The following is a 15,312-nucleotide window of genomic DNA, read 5'->3' on the forward strand; positions in this document are numbered from 1 at the left end:
AGCCCTGGGCCATCTCATCCCGAAAGCACCCTGTGCACTATTCAGGTGAGGGAATTGGTGACAAGGTGGAAGCAGTAGACAGCTTCCGAAAGGAATACCGATGAAGTCCGCCACCAGTTGCATCATCGTTGGGGGAGGACCTGCCGGGATGGTGGCAGGCCTTCTGCTGGCACGATCCGGAGTTCCCGTGACGGTATTTGAAAAACATGCTGATTTCCTCAGGGACTTTCGTGGAGATACTATCCACCCATCTACATTGCTGTTGCTCGATGAACTTGGATTGATGAATCAGTTTGAGCAGATCAAGTTCAATAAGGTTACGCAGGCGCAATTTCCCGCTCAGGACGGTTCACCTGTCACGGTCGTGGACTTGTCGAAGCTGCAACACCCGTATCCATATATCGCCATGGCTCCCCAATGGGATTTTTTGGATCTTTTAGCGCGCGCTGGTGAGGCAGAAGAGCATTTTGAACTTCGCTTGAATTGCGAGGTCACCGATGTGCTGAGCGAATCGGGAAAAATCATTGGAGTTCGATACTCGGGGCCAGATGGCGATCACGAGTTGAGGGCCGGGCTGACTATTGCAGCAGACGGCAGGTGGTCACGTATTCGTGATTCTGCTGCTATTGCGATGAAAGAATTTTCGGTCCCGATTGATGTTTGGTGGTTCAAAGTCCCTGGCAAGTTGAAACGCCAATATACGTTGTCGCCAGCATTTGTGAAGGGCCGAATGTTCGTTTTGATCCCGCGAACTGGTTATGTGCAGACTGCAATGATCTTGCCTAAGGGCAAGGATGCTGAATTGCGAAGCCTGGGTGTTGATCCTTGGCGCCAATCGATCACCAAGGCTGCCCCAGAGCTGGTCGAGGGAGTCGCTGCCTTGAGCCTCGAAGATGCGAAATTATTGGATGTTAAATTGAATCGAGCGCGAAAGTGGTGGCAGCCAGGGCTGTTGTGCATTGGAGATGCGGCGCATGCGATGAGTCCTGTCGGTGGAGTAGGCGTGAATTTGGCCGTTCAAGATGCAGTAGCAGCAGCGCGACTTCTGGCAGAGCCACTTCGGACGGCAACGCTGGCTGATCGGCATCTGGCCAAGGTACAGCTCCGACGAACTGTGCCTACCTTTGTTGTGCAGGGCATGCAACGAATAATGCATAGAGGGTTGAAGCAAGTACTGCGGGGAACAGCCGAGATAATCTTGCCAGCTCCGGCAACTATGATTTTTCGGCGTTTTCCTCGGCTGTCGGCGATACCAGCCCGTTTGCTTGGAGTAGGTGTTCTGAGGGAACGACCGCCGGCCAGGGCGCGCCGGAACTGATTGAATGGCTGGGGTTAAATGCAACAAAGGTGCAGTTCCAGCCCTTGCGGGGGAACTACACCTTTGAAGAAAGTCTCTTAGCGAGCCTGAATGTTGGTAGCCTGTGGGCCCTTTGGACCAGCTTCCAGGGTGTACTCAACGGTCTGGCCCTCTTCGAGGCTACGGAAACCGAAGCTCTGGATAGCGCTGTAGTGTGCGAAAACGTCAGCAGATCCATCCGAAGGAGCGATGAAGCCGAAGCCCTTTTCAGCGTTGAACCATTTCACGGTGCCAGTGGCCATAGTGTTATTTCCTTATTTATTGATTGGCCACGTTGTGGCCCGGTTGCCGATCCGAAGTTCCGAATCGGAAAATTTGGGGGTTACCTCGAGCAGAGCTGTCGAGAACTATTCGCCTGCCGTCGATACGGAGAATCGAATACTGATTTTGCCGGTACCGGCCAAAACGGGTGTCGCTGCACTAGCTTAAACATCATCGGAATCCAGGCTGCTAACGGGTAATGACCCCACGCTAGCGGAGTAGAACAAGGAATCCACAGAGGTACGACGTTGAGAAGCGTCGAGATGTTTTATCTGCAGTGAAGAAGAGAAGATGAAGAATTCGTTTCGATAGGAGTTCAATCAATCCGAAGATCGGTGAACCGATTTGTATTGCACAGACGATTTGTTGGCTGTGCTACAAATCCTACTGCTAACGCTTGCTGGCGGGTGAATCACACCTGCAAGCGTCGAGGTAACAAATCAACCCTACCATTGATCTGCTCGATGTGTGAAGTGATGAGTACAACGTTGGCGAGTCTGCGTACGCTGTGCGGCGGGATGGGGCGCCAAATGCACTGTCCCGCCACGCCTGGCGGTTGTCCAGCATGGCGGGACAGCTGTTGCATGCCGAAGAGTGCGCTTCCTACGGTTTTACTAGTTTTGAGTTGAGCAGGTCGGCGTTGACAGCAGCACCAGCCAAAGTGCCAGAGGCCGCAGCCGCCATAACCATTGCCCCTAGGTTGCTTGCGTTGCCGACGGCGTAGACCCCAGGAACCTCGGTGGCGCATGTCTCGTTGGCTTTGATGAATGTGCCGAGCGGATGTTCGCTTAGTTCGCCACCCAGTGACAGGTAGAGGTCGGCATTGGCGTTCATTCGGCTGGCTACGATGAGCGATTGGGCCTGAAGTTGTTGGCCATTATCCAGCTTGGCGGCCTTCAGCTGTCCCGACTGGTCGAATTCCAGCTCCTGGATTTGGTGGTTGACCACTGGAATGCCAAGGTCGGCCAAGAGGGCCGCTCCGTCCTCGCTCAGCTCAGAAGGGGCATGATTGATGAAGGTGATCTTGGAGCTCAATTGCTGGAACATCATGGCTTGGTGCGCGCTCATGGGCCCGCAGCCAATGACAAGGATTTCCTGATCTCGAACTTCCCACCCATGGCAATAAGCGCAGTGGATTGCGGAAGTTCCCCAAGCTTGCTGAAGGCCAGGAATCCTTGGAAGTTCATCCTTGAGCCCGGTGGCCAAAACGATGCGTTCGGCGCTAAACACCTGATTCCCGGCATGAACCGTGAATCCTTCGTCAATCGATCCTGAGAGTGAATCCACCGTTCCGGTCGTGATGCGGGCACCGTAATTTTGGGCTTCCGCGCGGCCTCGTTCCAACAGCTTCAATGGGCTGGTGCCCTCTTGCCCGAGGACGTTGTGCGCGTGTTGTGCGGGCTCATTACGCGGGTGCCCTTCATCGATCACAAGCACGCTTCGTCGCGATCGCGCTAGGGCAACCGAAGCTGCAAGTCCTGCGCTGCCGCCGCCGATGATGATTGCTTCGAAATGTTCCATGATATTCCTCCCGGGTATCTTGATTGATCAGGTTCACAGGCTATCGATCTTTTGCGCCTGGAGGTGTAGTCTTTTGCGTATGACGCAAGAATTAGATGTGGATCAGATTATTCGCCATCGTATTCGCACGCTGCGCCAGAATCGCGGCTGGTCCCTGGAAGCTCTGGCTAGCAAGGCGCAACTTAGCGTTTCGACCTTGAGCAGGATTGAAACCGGCAGCCGGCGTATCGCCTTGGACCAGCTGGTACCGCTGGCCAAGGCGCTAGAGACAAGCCTGGACGAGCTCGTTGCCACCTCCGAAGCCGAGATCATTATTCGCCCGGAGCCCATCACCATGCCTGGGATCACCTTGTGGAAGCTGTCCACCGATGACGCTGTTAACGGCGTGAACGTCTCTAAAATGCGCATCGACCCGTCCAAAGCTCCGGCGCCAAGCGAATTGCGCATTCACCCTGGGAAAGAATGGTTCACAGTGCTGCTCGGAGAGATCCAGCTGCAGCTCGGGGAACGCACCTATCACGTGAAAGCCGGTCAATCAGCCCAATTCGATACGATGACACCGCATGCGATGTGGGCAAAGAATGGTGTTGCAGAAATTCTGGGCATTATGGACAGTGCCGGTCAGCGGGCGCACGAACACGATAAAGATCGGTAATCTATTGATTTCAGTTGCTCTTGGATAACCTGAGTGCAGCGCAAATGATTTTCGTAAGGCCAGGAGGGCAGCAATGACGCACCAGCTCGCTGAGGAACTCGACAAGATTCTCGCCAAGGGCGACTTTTATTTTGAATCTCTGGGCGAAGGCCGATACCGCTCGTCATGGCATGCCCAAGGCGCATGGAATGAGCATGAACAGCATATGGGGCCAGCTTCTGGAATCCTGGCCTATGCGCTGGAAAACTTTGAGCCACGTGATGACATGCGTATCGCCCGGCTGAGCTTTGAGATCCACGGTTTAATCCATGCCGGAGAATTCGAAATCACGACACGAATGATTCGCCCTGGCCGTACCATCGAGTTGGTCGAAGCTGAAATGACTGCCAGAGGGCGGACCAGTATTGTCGCTCGCGCCTGGCGCGTGATTACTGGCGACTCAAGCGCCGTTGCCGGGATCGAGGACGCAAAAATTCCTGGCCCGGAAGAATGCGAAGTCCAAAAGATCAGCGAACGCTGGCCGGGAGGGTACATCCGTTCTATTGAATTGCGTTCGAATGACGACTGGCGTCCAGGCAGGGGAATCGCTTGGCTGCGTACCGACTACGCGCTGGTTGATGCCTTGGATGCTTCGGATATGGCCAGGCTCGTGGGAATGATCGACACCGCTAACGGCGTGGCGCCTCGTGTCGAGCCGAATGAGGGAACCTGGATTTATCCAAATCTCGATTTGCAGATCCATATGTATCGGCAGCCTGCCGGATCTTGGCTGGGGCTCGACGTCCAGCAAAGTTACGGTGCTGACGGAATCGGCCTAACCTCGACGGTGCTGCACGATGAAAGCGGACCGTTTGGCCGCGCCGAACAGATCTTGACCGTACGATCGCGCTAACGACAGGCTATGACGAGGAAAACCGGGCGAGCAGCTTTTTGAGCTCAGGCTTGGACTTCAAGACGAACTGGCGTTCGCGGTATTTTTCGCGATCTGCTCCATGCATTTGGAATAGCGCGTAGCCTCGCTTGAGCAAGAAAAGGATCGGTTTGCGACGTTGTGCCACGTCGCGAACGAAGCGTCGAATTCCGGTCACCAATGCCGGTTCGTCAACGTAGTAAGCCTGTACATTGATGCCTTTTTCTCGCAACGGCTCAAGCAGCTCGTAGAGGAAAATTCCTTCGGCGACGATGGGTCCGTTGCTGGAGCGGATTTCCCTGTGCCCGCTGTAGCTGGAGGTGGCGATCGAATAGTTGGGAACTATGGTGCTTCCGTTTTCCAGCAACTCATCGATGGCCTTCAGAGCAGCTTCCTTGTTCCATGTGCCTGAATGGTCCCAGTCGATTTCTCCGTAGGCCGTACGGGGGAACGCAACGGGGTTGCCGTCTTCGCTGATCTGCCGGTAGTACTCATCCAGCGGCAGATGCGGATTACCGTATTTGGAGGCGAGATAGGACTTGCCCGATCCGGAAGGTCCGCCGATCAGGATGACAGGGGTGGAAGAATTTGGCACGCCTTTTATTATGGCCCAAATTTGCCGCTGGACTGCACGCGAGCACTGTGACATCAACTCCACCGGCAGATAACTGCTGAATTAGACTCAGGGGTATGAGTTTGTTCAATCCTCGGTCGGATGCGCCGTTGACACTGGAATTCGAAGAGCCTAGCGGTGATCCTGCAGCAGATTTGGAACGTGGTGTTCAGCTGCTGCGCGAAGTCCAGTCGGCAGGCCGCGGACCGAGTTTGCGCCTGTATCGTCCCGACCCCACCCTGGCTTTTGGACAACGCGATGTTCGCCTGGCGGGCTATGAAGCTGCCCGGGAAGAAGCTGCACAACGGGGATTTGCCCCGTTGGTGCGCAAGGCTGGCGGGCGCGCCGCGGCATATCATCAAGGAACGCTGATCGTTGACCATCTTGAGCCAGAGCACGAAGCGGTGATGGGGCAGCGGCGCCGTTTTGAGGTTTTTGCCGATATTTATGCCAAGGCGTTGAGGCGCCTGGGTGTTGATGCCCAGGTTGGCCCCATCCCTGGGGAGTACTGCCCGGGGGAGCACTCGGTCCATGGTCTGCCGACGGCAGATTCTCCTCGCAGCTACCCGGTGAAACTTGTCGGCACAGCTCAGCGAGTAGTGGCTGGTGCGTGGTTGTTCTCATCCGTTTTTGTCATCGAGGATTCCGAGCCCCTGCGCGAGGTGCTTGACGCGGTGTATCAGGCCATGGATGTGCCGATGGATCCCACAACGGTAGGCGCTGCCAATGATCTGGTGGGAACGGTGAACATTGAAGCCTTCATTGCAGCCCTGCTCGCGGAATACCGGGAGCACATCAGCCTGGTCTAGTGTTCGGAGCAGCAAAAAATCGGTGCCTGATTTTTCAGGCACCGATTTATGGTTTCAATTCCTAGGCGCCGACGCGCTCGACGACTTCTTCAATCCGGGGATTAGTGGCCGCAGTGCCATCAGGGAAGATCAAGGTTGGAACTGTCTGGTTGCCGTTGTTGAACGACTCGACGATCTCTGCGGTGCCCTCGACTTCCTCAATGTTGACTTCGGTGTAGGCCACGCCCTTCTGATCCATGAGGCGCTTGAGGTTGCGGCAGTAGCCGCACCAGCTGGTAGTAAACATGGTGACCCCGCCAGCGGCAGGAACGTACTGGTCAAGGTTCAATTCGTTGCTCATGCTAGATGTAACGGCCCCGCTGTTCGCTTTGTTCCCGGCCGGGGCAAAAAACTTCGCTGATTTCCTCCATGCCGATAGCTAGACTGGTGAACAGATTTCCCTGTGCCGGTGCAAAGGAGCGGATGATGTGCGGACGGTATGTGATGGCCAAGGCGATCGGCGATCTGGTGGCAGAAGCCGAGGCCGAAGCGGATGCCAATTTGGAGCTGCGCCAGTCTTGGAACGTCGCCCCGACCACCGATGTGCCCATTGTGCTCGAGCGGCTGATTGACGATCAGCTGCATCGCCAGATCCACGTGGCCCGCTGGGGCCTGGTGCCCGGGTGGGCGAAGGAACTCTCGGTGGGCGTGCGCGCCTTCAACGCGCGCAGCGAAACCGCCAGCAGCAAGCCGACCTTCCGCGCCGCGGTGAAGAAGCGCCGCGCGGTGGTGCCGGTGGAAGGCTACTACGAGTGGAAGAAGGAAGGCAGCAAGAAGCGCCCCTTCTACGTGCACCGGGAGGACGGGAAGCTGATCTTCTTTGCCGGGCTCTATGAGTGGTGGAAGGACGAGGATGGCAGCTGGATCCTTTCAACCTCGATCATGACCATGGATTCCCCGTCGGCGGAGGAACCCGGGGTGCTGGGGGAATTGGCCGGCTTGCACGATCGCCTGCCGATTCCGCTGGACCATCAGATGATGAGCCGCTGGATGAACCCGGCCGAGGAAGATGGCGAAGGGCTGATCGAGCAGATCCGTGTCCAAGCTTTTGATGTCGCCTCCGAATGGAGAATGCACGAGGTTGATACCGCGGTGGGCAACGTGCGCAATGATTCGCCGCAGCTGATCGAAGAGCACAGCAACTCGCTGTTCTAGTCGCTGGCAGCTGATCCGGTGAGCGCGGAACTGTGCCGCAATCCCAGGTAACTGGCGGCCAAGAAAGTTCCGGCGGCTATCGCCAGCTTGCCCAGGATCAGGGTTGCGCTGGCCGGATGGAATTCTGATTTGCTCAACGGCGCATAGGCAAACCAGCTAAAGGTCCGGACCTGGTTGTAGTCCCATATCATCGCCGCCAGGCCTGCTGCCGCCAGCAGCAGTCCTGCAACCAGCAACCAGGCTTTGAAGGGAGCGAGCTGGCGAAGCAGCGATCCGGCTGCAATGCCTAGCGCGCCAACGCCGAGCAATGCCAGAACCCAGCCGATGATTTCGGCGGGACCCGGGCCAATGTAGAACCCAGAGCCAGCTTCCAGTGGTTCATAGGATCCGGTGTAGAGAATGATTTCTTGCTGGCTATCCCACCAGAGCACGGCGATGCCGGCAATTAAGAGCACTGCGGCGGCAATGAGCAATGGAATCACCAGTTTGCGAGGTTTAAGTTCAGGCATGGGATTAATCTTGCCATGCTAGCACCGCTGAAATACTGATTCTCTGGCAGAAGAAATTAAAGCGCAGGTGCAGCCGACCGCCATGGCCGACTGCACCTGCCCTGCAGCACGCTGCTAGTGCCCGCGCTTAATCCATTCCTCCAGGTTCGGCGCCTCGGCGCCGATGGTGGTGGCATCGCCGTGGCCGGTGTTGACTACGGTCTGCTCGGGCAGGACCAGCAGCTTGCCGCGGATCGATTCGATGATCGTCTCGAAGCTCGAGTAGCTGCGGCCGGTAGCCCCAGGGCCGCCGTTGAACAGCGTGTCGCCACTGAACAGCACTCCCAGGTCCTCTGCGTAGAAGCAGGTGGAGCCCGGCGAATGCCCGGGCGTGTGCATCGCGGTGAGCGTCGTGCCAGCAATGGTGAATGTGTCCCCATCACTGATTTCCGCGTCCACGTCGCGCTCTGGATAAACAGCTTCCCAGAGCATGCGATCCTCCGGGTTGAGGAACAGCGGTGCATCGACAATGTCCGAGAATTCGCCGGCTGCGCGGATGTGGTCATCGTGTCCGTGGGTGAGCAGAACTGCCATCACCTCACGTTCGCCGACGGCTTCCTGGATCTTCTCGATATCGTGGGCCGGGTCGATGACCATCACTTCCGAATCGTCACCGATGATCCAGACGTTGTTGTCCACGTCCCAGGTACCGCCATCCAGGGAAAAGGTTCCGGAGGTGACGACGTTCTCGATGCGTGCGGACATCAGAGTTCCACCACCGAACGCAGTACGGTTCCTTCATGCATCTTGTCGAAGGCTTCTTCGATCTGGTCGATGGTGATGCGCTCGGTCACGAAGGAGTCCAGGTCCAGGCGGCCCAGCTTGTACTGCTCGACAAGCATTGGGAAGTCGTGGCTTGGCAGGCAATCGCCGTACCAGGAGCTCTTCAGCGACCCGCCGCGGCCGAAGACATCGAGCAGCGGCAGCTCCAGCTTCATCTGCGGGGTGGGCACGCCCACCAGCACGACGCGGCCGGCAAGGTCGCGGGCGTAGAACGCCTGCTTGTAGGTTTCCGGGCGGCCCACTGCGTCGATGACCACGTCGGCGCCGAAGCCACCGGTCAGTTTCTGGATGGCTTCGACGGCATCAACCTTGGAGGAATCCACGGTGTGGGTGGCGCCGAACTTCTTGGCACCCTCCAGCTTGTCTACATTGACGTCCACCGCGATGATAGTGGTCGCGCCGGCCAGCTGCGCGCCGGCAATCGCTGCAGCGCCCACGCCGCCGCAGCCGATGACAGCCACGGATTCTCCGCGCTTGACTTCGCCGGTGTTGATGGCAGCTCCGATGCCAGCCATGACACCACAGCCGAGCAGGCCTACGGCAGCTGGATCGGCATCCTCATCCACGATGGTGCACTGGCCGGAATGGACTAGGGTCTTTTCGGCAAAGGAGCCAATGCCCAAAGCTGGGGAAAGCTCGGTGCCGTCCTCGAGGGTCATCTTCTGGGTGGCGTTGAAGGTGTTGAAGCAGTACTTCGGTTGGCCCTTGGCGCAAGCGCGGCACTGGCCGCAGACTGCACGCCAGTTCAGGATGACGCGGTCGCCAACCTTGACATTGGTGACGTTTTCGCCGATCTGGCTGACTATTGCGGTGGACTCGTGGCCCAGCAGGTAGGGGTACTCGTCGCCGATTCCGCCGAGTTTGTAGTGCAGGTCGGTGTGGCAGACACCGGTGGTGAGCACGTCAACGACTACTTCTCCGGGACCTGGGTCCGGAACGACGATGTCGACGACCTCTACCGGCGCGTCCTTGAGGCGGGAAATAACGGCTTTGACCTTATGAGGCATGGGATTTAACTCCTGGAACGATTGACTGTTGCTGTCTCGATGCTATCGGTGCGTTGGATGCGAATCGAGCATTGGGTCGATCATGACCCGGGAGTTTCGCGCAGAGCCTATGCGAACGGGCAATTACTCAGCCCTCATCCGCTTCTTTTGCCGTGGTGCGCAAGTTTCCTGCATCCTGTGCACGAGTTTGTACGGAAAGCGGCGCCTGGATTGAGAGCCAGGATGCACGCGCCGCATTGATGTAGCGCCACAGGGGGAGCGAAGGCGATATCCGCCAGAATTTATGTCGGGGTGGCTCGTTCCTGGAGGTAGGTGAGGAGCACAGCAAGCGTGCCCCATAAGGCGCCATAAACCAGTTGGCTGGCAGTCCTTCAAGTTGCCAAGCAGTAGCAGCTGGAAAGGTCATGCCTCAGGGCGACCGGGAGGCGAATAATGCAGGGATGTTTCGAGGCGGGCCTTGCCCCCAGGCAGTCTTGTCATCCCTCGCAAAATGACAAAGTCGTGCCCTCGAATCCTGCACTCAATACAGCCAGATGCCGTTGACCAGCGATGGTCAAGAAGAGCAATGACAGCACTTGCGCGGGGTTTTAATGCAGCAGGTCATTTGATCGCGGCGGCATTGCCATTTTCGAAGGTGCCACTACCTGAAAACCTTCCACTGCCGAATCAGAACGCGCATCAGTTGCGACGCGACCGATCGCAAGAACCGCCATTATTTTTATCCTCGACATTTCAAAGTCTTCTTAGAATGATTCCAGAGCAATGCGCGGTTCGGTCGATCAAATCGACCGGTCGTAGGTGCGCAGCAGCATGAGAGCGAAAGGGTTTGCGCCCCGGCTATTTGTTCATGGCTGCCTTGAAACGATATGCAATCGCCTTGTCATCAGCGGCTAGAGAAAGGAACCTTGTGTCTTCCCAGTTCGTTCGGCCTAGCTTTTTATCCATGAATTTGGAATTGATGAAGTACTTGTCTTCCCAGTTTGCGGGTCGCTGTTCCCAGATTTCTTCGAGCCAGACGTCATTTTCCTTGCGGTCTGTTCCGAAGTTTATGTATTCAGCCCGGATGTTCCAGAATTCCTTGGGATCCATGATCATCGGGTTATCCAGCCTGATCGCCCGAACCCGCCCTTGATGCGTGAAGTGGGCCAGGCCCGATAATCTCGTCACGTACCGGAGATCCAGTAAACCAATCGAATCAAACGAGCCCGCTGAACTGAGATCGACATTGCGAGCATGAGAAATTTCAACCCAGCTCGCACTGAATCTTGGCAAGAACCATTGTTTCATTTCACCGGATTTGATGAATGCGGCGCTGAAAGAACTGATGCCTTCACCGTCTATGGGCAATTCGTAGTCAAAGCAGTTGAGAGCTGCCTGGTTCGGACGATAGATCATTATCGAACTAGCTGTCCGCTGTTCCAAGACCTTCTGCCATTGTGGTTGCCAAGAGAATTCAAGAGTGCTGACACCAGACCAATCATGGTTCTCCGGAAGCAACACGCGTTTGGCATCGTATACCGAGATTCGTTCAAGGGAAGGGAAGCTCGAAATTCCGGTCAAATCTAGATGATCGCTTATTCCTTGGTAGACCACCTTGGTCTTTTTCTTATTCATCCATGGTTTGAAGTCTTCCATCGCTTTAATTGATGTCCCTAACGTTAGTTCTTCGCCATGCCTCGCATGCGTTATTAGCGTAAAGCGTATCTCCCCTGTTTTGTGTCCCTATGTGCTCGGTTTGCCCTCGAGCACGCCCGAGGACCAAACTGTCGGTGCACCTGACTAGTGTAACTGTCATTCGAACACGTGTTCGAATAGGATGGTTCTACTAGGTAAGGAGTGCACACGTGGGGATGTTCACCGAGTCAATCGAGGTTGCCCGCGCAGCGAACGGAATGCCTTTGCGCGTGAGCTGGCAGGGGCAGGAGTACCGCCTGGCTGCCGAGCCTCAGCGCTGGTTCGAGCGCCGCAGGTGGTGGGACGAAAACCTGCGGATTCCTCGAGGAATCGGCGCAGGAATCGCCGACTATGAGATGTGGCGACTGCAACTGGTTGCGGTGCGCGGACCCCAGCAGATGCACAGTGTTGACGTCAGTTTTGACGCGCAAACCGAACGCTGGCGACTGGTGCGTGTGCATGAGTCCCTGGCCCGCAGTGCCTAGGCTGCAGCCGGGGAACGTATATTCGAAGGACCGCAATGAGCTTCACCCATTTGAACGTCAGTTCTTCCTATAGTGCCCACTACGGGGTGTCGCACCCGCGCGCCTTGGCCCAAGCAGCCAAAGCCCACGGTGCGCAGATGCTGGCGCTCACTGACCGTGACGGGCTGTATGGCGCAGTCAAGCACGTCGCCGCCTGCAGGGCAGAAGGTCTGTCGCCCATCCTCGGTGCCAACCTCGCGGTGCTCGACTCTGCCGGCGAAACCCTGGCAAGAATCATCGTGCTAGCTCGCGGCGGTTGCGCAGGAGCTGGCTACGCAGCGTTATGCCGAGCGGTCACCCTCGCGCATGGCACCGCGCACGGCGTTCCGGGACTGAGCGCCAGGCAGGTTGGGGAACTGGGCCGCGAGGGAAACCTGATGATCCTGATCGGTGGCGATTCCGATGTAGCCAGGGCAATCCTCAAGGGAAAATACGCCCAGGCACGCGCCCTTATGGCCGACTGGAAAAAGCGAGTGGGGAAGATGCTGCGGGTGGAAATCACCACCTACCTCTCCGCCCACGGTTCACGCTACAGCCTGGGCGAGGCAGCCCGCTTGCTGCGCTACGCCCAAGAGCGGGGTATCGAGGCCGTGCTTACCAATGCCGTGCGCTACGTGGACCCCGACGGGGCGGTCACCGCAGATATCATTGACTCCGCGCGTACCTTGCACAGCTTGAAAAACCTGGATTCCTGCCAGCCCAATGGGCAAGGCTGGCTGAAAACCCCGCAGCAGATGCAGCAGCTTGCCACCGAAATCGGCAACGCCACCGAGCGGATCTGGGCCCATCAGATGCTGCGCAATACCGAACAGCTCGCCGCGTGGGCGGCACTGGATCCCGTCGCAGACCTCGGGTGGAAGAAACCGGTGATCCCCGAGGCAAAAATCATCGGACTCTATCGCCCAGCCCAGCAGGAACTCACAGATCGAGTCTATGCGGCAGTCCCGCGCCTGCTGCCTGACATCAACCGGAACCTGATCGAGAAGCAGCTGGACCTCGAGCTGGGGGTGATCGAGCGGCTGGACTTCGCCGGATACTTCCTGACCGTCGCCGAAACCGTCAAGCTGATCACCGACATGGGGGTGCGTGTTGCGGCCCGCGGCTCGGGGGCCTCCTCGCTGGTGAATTACCTGCTGGGCATCAGCCAGGTGAACCCGCTGGCCCATGACCTGGTGTTCGAGCGCTTCCTTTCGGACACCCGAACCACCTTGCCCGATATCGACATCGACGTGGAATCCGCGCGCCGCCACGAGATCTACCGCAAGATCTTCTCCACCTACGGAGAGGAGCGCGTCAGCCTGATGAGCATGCAGAACGCCTACCGGGCTCGCGGCGCAGTGCGCGATGCCGGATCCGCACTGGGCATCGAACAAGAGCAGATCGACGACATCGCCAAGCAGCTCTGGCGCTTCTCCGCCTCCTCCTTCCGCGAAGCGCTCACCGAGAAGCCCGAACTGGCGGCATTGGCCGAGCGCATCACCGATGACACCCAGCTCGATATCCTCATCGACGCCACCGAACGCCTGGACCGGCTGCCCCGGCATATCTCCATGCACCCCTGCGGGGTGATCCTCTCCGACGCGAGCCTGCTGGACCGCACCCCGGTCCAGCCCTCGGGCATCGGGCTGCAGATGAGCCAATTCGACAAGCACGATATGGACCTGATGGGCTTGATCAAGCTCGACGTGCTCGGGGTGCGCATGCAATCAGCCATCGCCTACACGCTCGAGGAGATTGCCCGCCTGCACCCAAGCAAAGAGCAAGCGGCCCGCGCCGGCGGACATGCCGACGATAGCTACATCGACGCCACCGGAGTGATCGACCTGGCCAGGGTGCCGCTGGATGACGAACCCACCTTCGAATTGATCCGCTCCACCCATACGCTGGGCTGCTTCCAGATCGAATCCCCGGGGCAGCGCGAACTGGTCGGAAAGCTCGCGCCCCGCGAATTCAACGACCTGATCATCGACATCTCCCTGTTCCGCCCGGGTCCCATGCAATCGAATATGGTCAAGCCCTACCTGGAACACCGCCACGGCTTCGCCCCCGAGCAGTTCCTGCACCCGGACCTGAAGCCAGCGCTCGCCGAAACCCACGGGGTCACCGTTTTCCACGAGCAGATCCTGCGCATCCTGCACGTGATGACCGGCTGCACTCTGGGGATGGCCGATGTCTATCGGCGGCTGCTCGGCAATCCCGAGAAGGAACCAGCAGTGGAACGCTACGTGCGCACCGAAGCAACTAAGCGCGGTTATAGCCAGGAGACGATCGACAAGGTCTGGAAGGTGCTGGCCGGTTTCGGCTCCTTCGGATTCTGCAAGGCCCATGGGGCTGCCTTTGCCGTACCCACCTACCATTCGGCCTGGCTCAAAGCCCATCACCCCGAAGCTTTCCTTGCGGGGATCTGGGAACATGACCCGGGGATGTATCCCAAGCGGCTGTTGGTCTCCGAGGCGCGCAGAATGGGTGTTCCCATCCTCCCGCTGGATATCAACCGCTCCACTGGGCACTATCGAGTCGAACGAGTTTTCGAATCTGCTCCTTCAAAGCTCCCAGTGGTGCCCCGCGCACCCAGCTCGCTGCGCCCAGGACGCTATGGAATCCGCCTGGCCTTCCGCGATATCCACCAGATGAGCGAACGCGAAGTCGAACGCCTGGTTGCCGGCCAGCCCTATGAGCACCTGGCCGATGTCCGAGCCCGCGCAGGACTCTCGCGCCGCACCTACCAGAATCTTGCAGCCCTCGGAGTCTTCGATTCCCTGCTTGCAGGAACCTCCCGTGCTGACACCATCGCCCATACCCAATCCATGGCGCATAGCACCCTCCCGGCCAAATACCGTCCGGGACCCGGACAGCTGGCACTGGACCTCGGGAAAATCGAACACATCAAAGCCAACGGAGTACAGCTGGATCCAGCCGAAGTAGTGCGCACCGAACTGGACCTGATGCACTTGGACGCCAGCGAGCACCTGATCTCCTCCTACCGTCAACGCCTGGCGCACTTGCCCATGACACAAGCCGCCGAGCTGTTGCACTTGCGCAACGGAACCGAAGTGCTGGTCGCCGGGGTACGCGTGGCCACACAGACCCCTCCCATGCGCGGAGGCAAGCGCGTGGTCTTCATTTCCGTGGATGACGGCACCGGCTGCATCGACGCCACCTTCTTCGACGACACGCAGCAACGCACCGGACCGCTGCTTTTCTCCACCCGCATGCTGCTCATCCACGGGGTCACCCGGCGCACCGGGCCACGCGGCATCTCCCTGCAAGCGCTCAACGCCTGGGACCTGCATCAGCCAGAAACGCTGCCTGCGGCCGGATACCTCGACGAGCTCACCCGGCCGCAACCCAGCTATCGGTCAAAGCTCGCCGAGGGGGCACGCAAGAGCGAAAGCCTTGGAGAACTCGCCAAGCGCATGGAAGCCGAAGGGCTGGACCAGCGCGGAGCCTAACCTA

Annotated in this window: 15 protein-coding genes; 7 read left to right on the plus strand and 8 right to left on the minus strand. The window is 58.2% G+C overall.

The features are described from left to right. Positions 1–100: 100 nt before the first annotated feature. Complete coding sequence (locus ACT7DV_RS14845; protein WP_444663696.1) at positions 101–1,318, plus strand: FAD-dependent oxidoreductase; 1,218 nt, start codon at positions 101–103, stop codon at positions 1,316–1,318. Between the two features lie 77 nt (positions 1,319–1,395). Here the strand turns inward: ACT7DV_RS14845 and ACT7DV_RS14850 are convergent, their stop codons facing one another. Both ACT7DV_RS14850 and ACT7DV_RS14855 read right to left on the minus strand, forming a co-directional pair. Continuing rightward, a complete protein-coding gene (locus tag ACT7DV_RS14850; protein WP_013349123.1) occupies positions 1,396–1,599 on the minus strand; it encodes a cold-shock protein in 204 nt (67 codons plus the stop codon). A 622-nt stretch (positions 1,600–2,221) separates the two neighbouring features. Then, the gene (locus tag ACT7DV_RS14855) at positions 2,222–3,139 is read right to left on the minus strand and encodes an NAD(P)/FAD-dependent oxidoreductase (RefSeq protein WP_444663698.1); all 918 of its coding nucleotides are present in this window, start codon (positions 3,137–3,139) and stop codon (positions 2,222–2,224) included. 79 nt (positions 3,140–3,218) lie between these two features. Here ACT7DV_RS14855 and ACT7DV_RS14860 point away from each other — a divergent pair, with 79 nt between their 5' ends. Both ACT7DV_RS14860 and ACT7DV_RS14865 read left to right on the plus strand, forming a co-directional pair. Further along, entirely contained in the window at positions 3,219–3,794 is a 576-nt protein-coding gene (locus ACT7DV_RS14860; RefSeq protein ID WP_060701731.1) for a helix-turn-helix domain-containing protein, read from the plus strand. 73 nt (positions 3,795–3,867) lie between these two features. Beyond that, positions 3,868–4,686, plus strand: a complete 819-nt coding sequence (locus ACT7DV_RS14865; RefSeq protein ID WP_444663699.1) for a thioesterase family protein — start codon at positions 3,868–3,870, stop codon at positions 4,684–4,686. 7 nt (positions 4,687–4,693) lie between these two features. On the opposite strand, the gene ACT7DV_RS14870 is transcribed toward ACT7DV_RS14865, so the two are convergent. After that, on the minus strand, positions 4,694–5,299 hold the full coding sequence (locus tag ACT7DV_RS14870; protein ID WP_444663700.1) for a uridine kinase family protein: 606 nt from the start codon (positions 5,297–5,299) through the stop codon (positions 4,694–4,696). 95 nt (positions 5,300–5,394) lie between these two features. On the opposite strand from ACT7DV_RS14870, the gene ACT7DV_RS14875 reads away from it, so the two are divergent. Beyond that, complete coding sequence (locus ACT7DV_RS14875; protein WP_444663702.1) at positions 5,395–6,126, plus strand: lipoate--protein ligase family protein; 732 nt, start codon at positions 5,395–5,397, stop codon at positions 6,124–6,126. Positions 6,127–6,187: 61 nt separating this feature from the next. On the opposite strand, the gene ACT7DV_RS14880 is transcribed toward ACT7DV_RS14875, so the two are convergent. Beyond that, complete coding sequence (locus ACT7DV_RS14880) at positions 6,188–6,466, minus strand: mycoredoxin (protein WP_444663704.1); 279 nt, start codon at positions 6,464–6,466, stop codon at positions 6,188–6,190. Positions 6,467–6,591: 125 nt separating this feature from the next. Here ACT7DV_RS14880 and ACT7DV_RS14885 point away from each other — a divergent pair, with 125 nt between their 5' ends. Further along, a complete protein-coding gene (locus ACT7DV_RS14885) occupies positions 6,592–7,320 on the plus strand; it encodes an SOS response-associated peptidase (protein WP_444663706.1) in 729 nt (242 codons plus the stop codon). Here ACT7DV_RS14885 and ACT7DV_RS14890 read toward each other — a convergent pair. The 4 genes from ACT7DV_RS14890 to ACT7DV_RS14905 all read right to left on the minus strand — a co-directional run bounded on the left by ACT7DV_RS14890 (position 7,317) and on the right by ACT7DV_RS14905 (position 11,293). Further along, positions 7,317–7,829, minus strand: coding sequence for a hypothetical protein (locus ACT7DV_RS14890; RefSeq protein WP_444663708.1), 513 nt, complete (start codon positions 7,827–7,829; stop codon positions 7,317–7,319). The genes ACT7DV_RS14885 and ACT7DV_RS14890 overlap by 4 nt on opposite strands. A gap of 114 nt (positions 7,830–7,943) precedes the next feature. Next, complete coding sequence (locus ACT7DV_RS14895; protein ID WP_060701724.1) at positions 7,944–8,573, minus strand: MBL fold metallo-hydrolase; 630 nt, start codon at positions 8,571–8,573, stop codon at positions 7,944–7,946. Next, complete coding sequence (locus ACT7DV_RS14900; RefSeq protein WP_444663710.1) at positions 8,573–9,658, minus strand: S-(hydroxymethyl)mycothiol dehydrogenase; 1,086 nt, start codon at positions 9,656–9,658, stop codon at positions 8,573–8,575. Before ACT7DV_RS14900 ends, ACT7DV_RS14895 begins: the two co-directional genes overlap by 1 nt. A gap of 837 nt (positions 9,659–10,495) precedes the next feature. Further along, the gene (locus ACT7DV_RS14905) at positions 10,496–11,293 is read right to left on the minus strand and encodes a hypothetical protein (RefSeq protein ID WP_444663712.1); all 798 of its coding nucleotides are present in this window, start codon (positions 11,291–11,293) and stop codon (positions 10,496–10,498) included. Between the two features lie 215 nt (positions 11,294–11,508). On the opposite strand from ACT7DV_RS14905, the gene ACT7DV_RS14910 reads away from it, so the two are divergent. Next, positions 11,509–11,817 (plus strand): hypothetical protein, encoded by a 309-nt coding sequence (locus ACT7DV_RS14910; protein ID WP_444664864.1) that lies wholly within the window; start codon positions 11,509–11,511, stop codon positions 11,815–11,817. A gap of 35 nt (positions 11,818–11,852) precedes the next feature. Continuing rightward, positions 11,853–15,308 (plus strand): DNA polymerase III subunit alpha, encoded by a 3,456-nt coding sequence (locus ACT7DV_RS14915; protein WP_444663713.1) that lies wholly within the window; start codon positions 11,853–11,855, stop codon positions 15,306–15,308. The last annotated feature ends 4 nt before the right edge of the window (positions 15,309–15,312 follow it).

The sequence above is a fragment of the Glutamicibacter sp. TV12E genome, from assembly GCF_052441935.1.
GTDB lineage: Bacteria > Actinomycetota > Actinomycetes > Actinomycetales > Micrococcaceae > Glutamicibacter.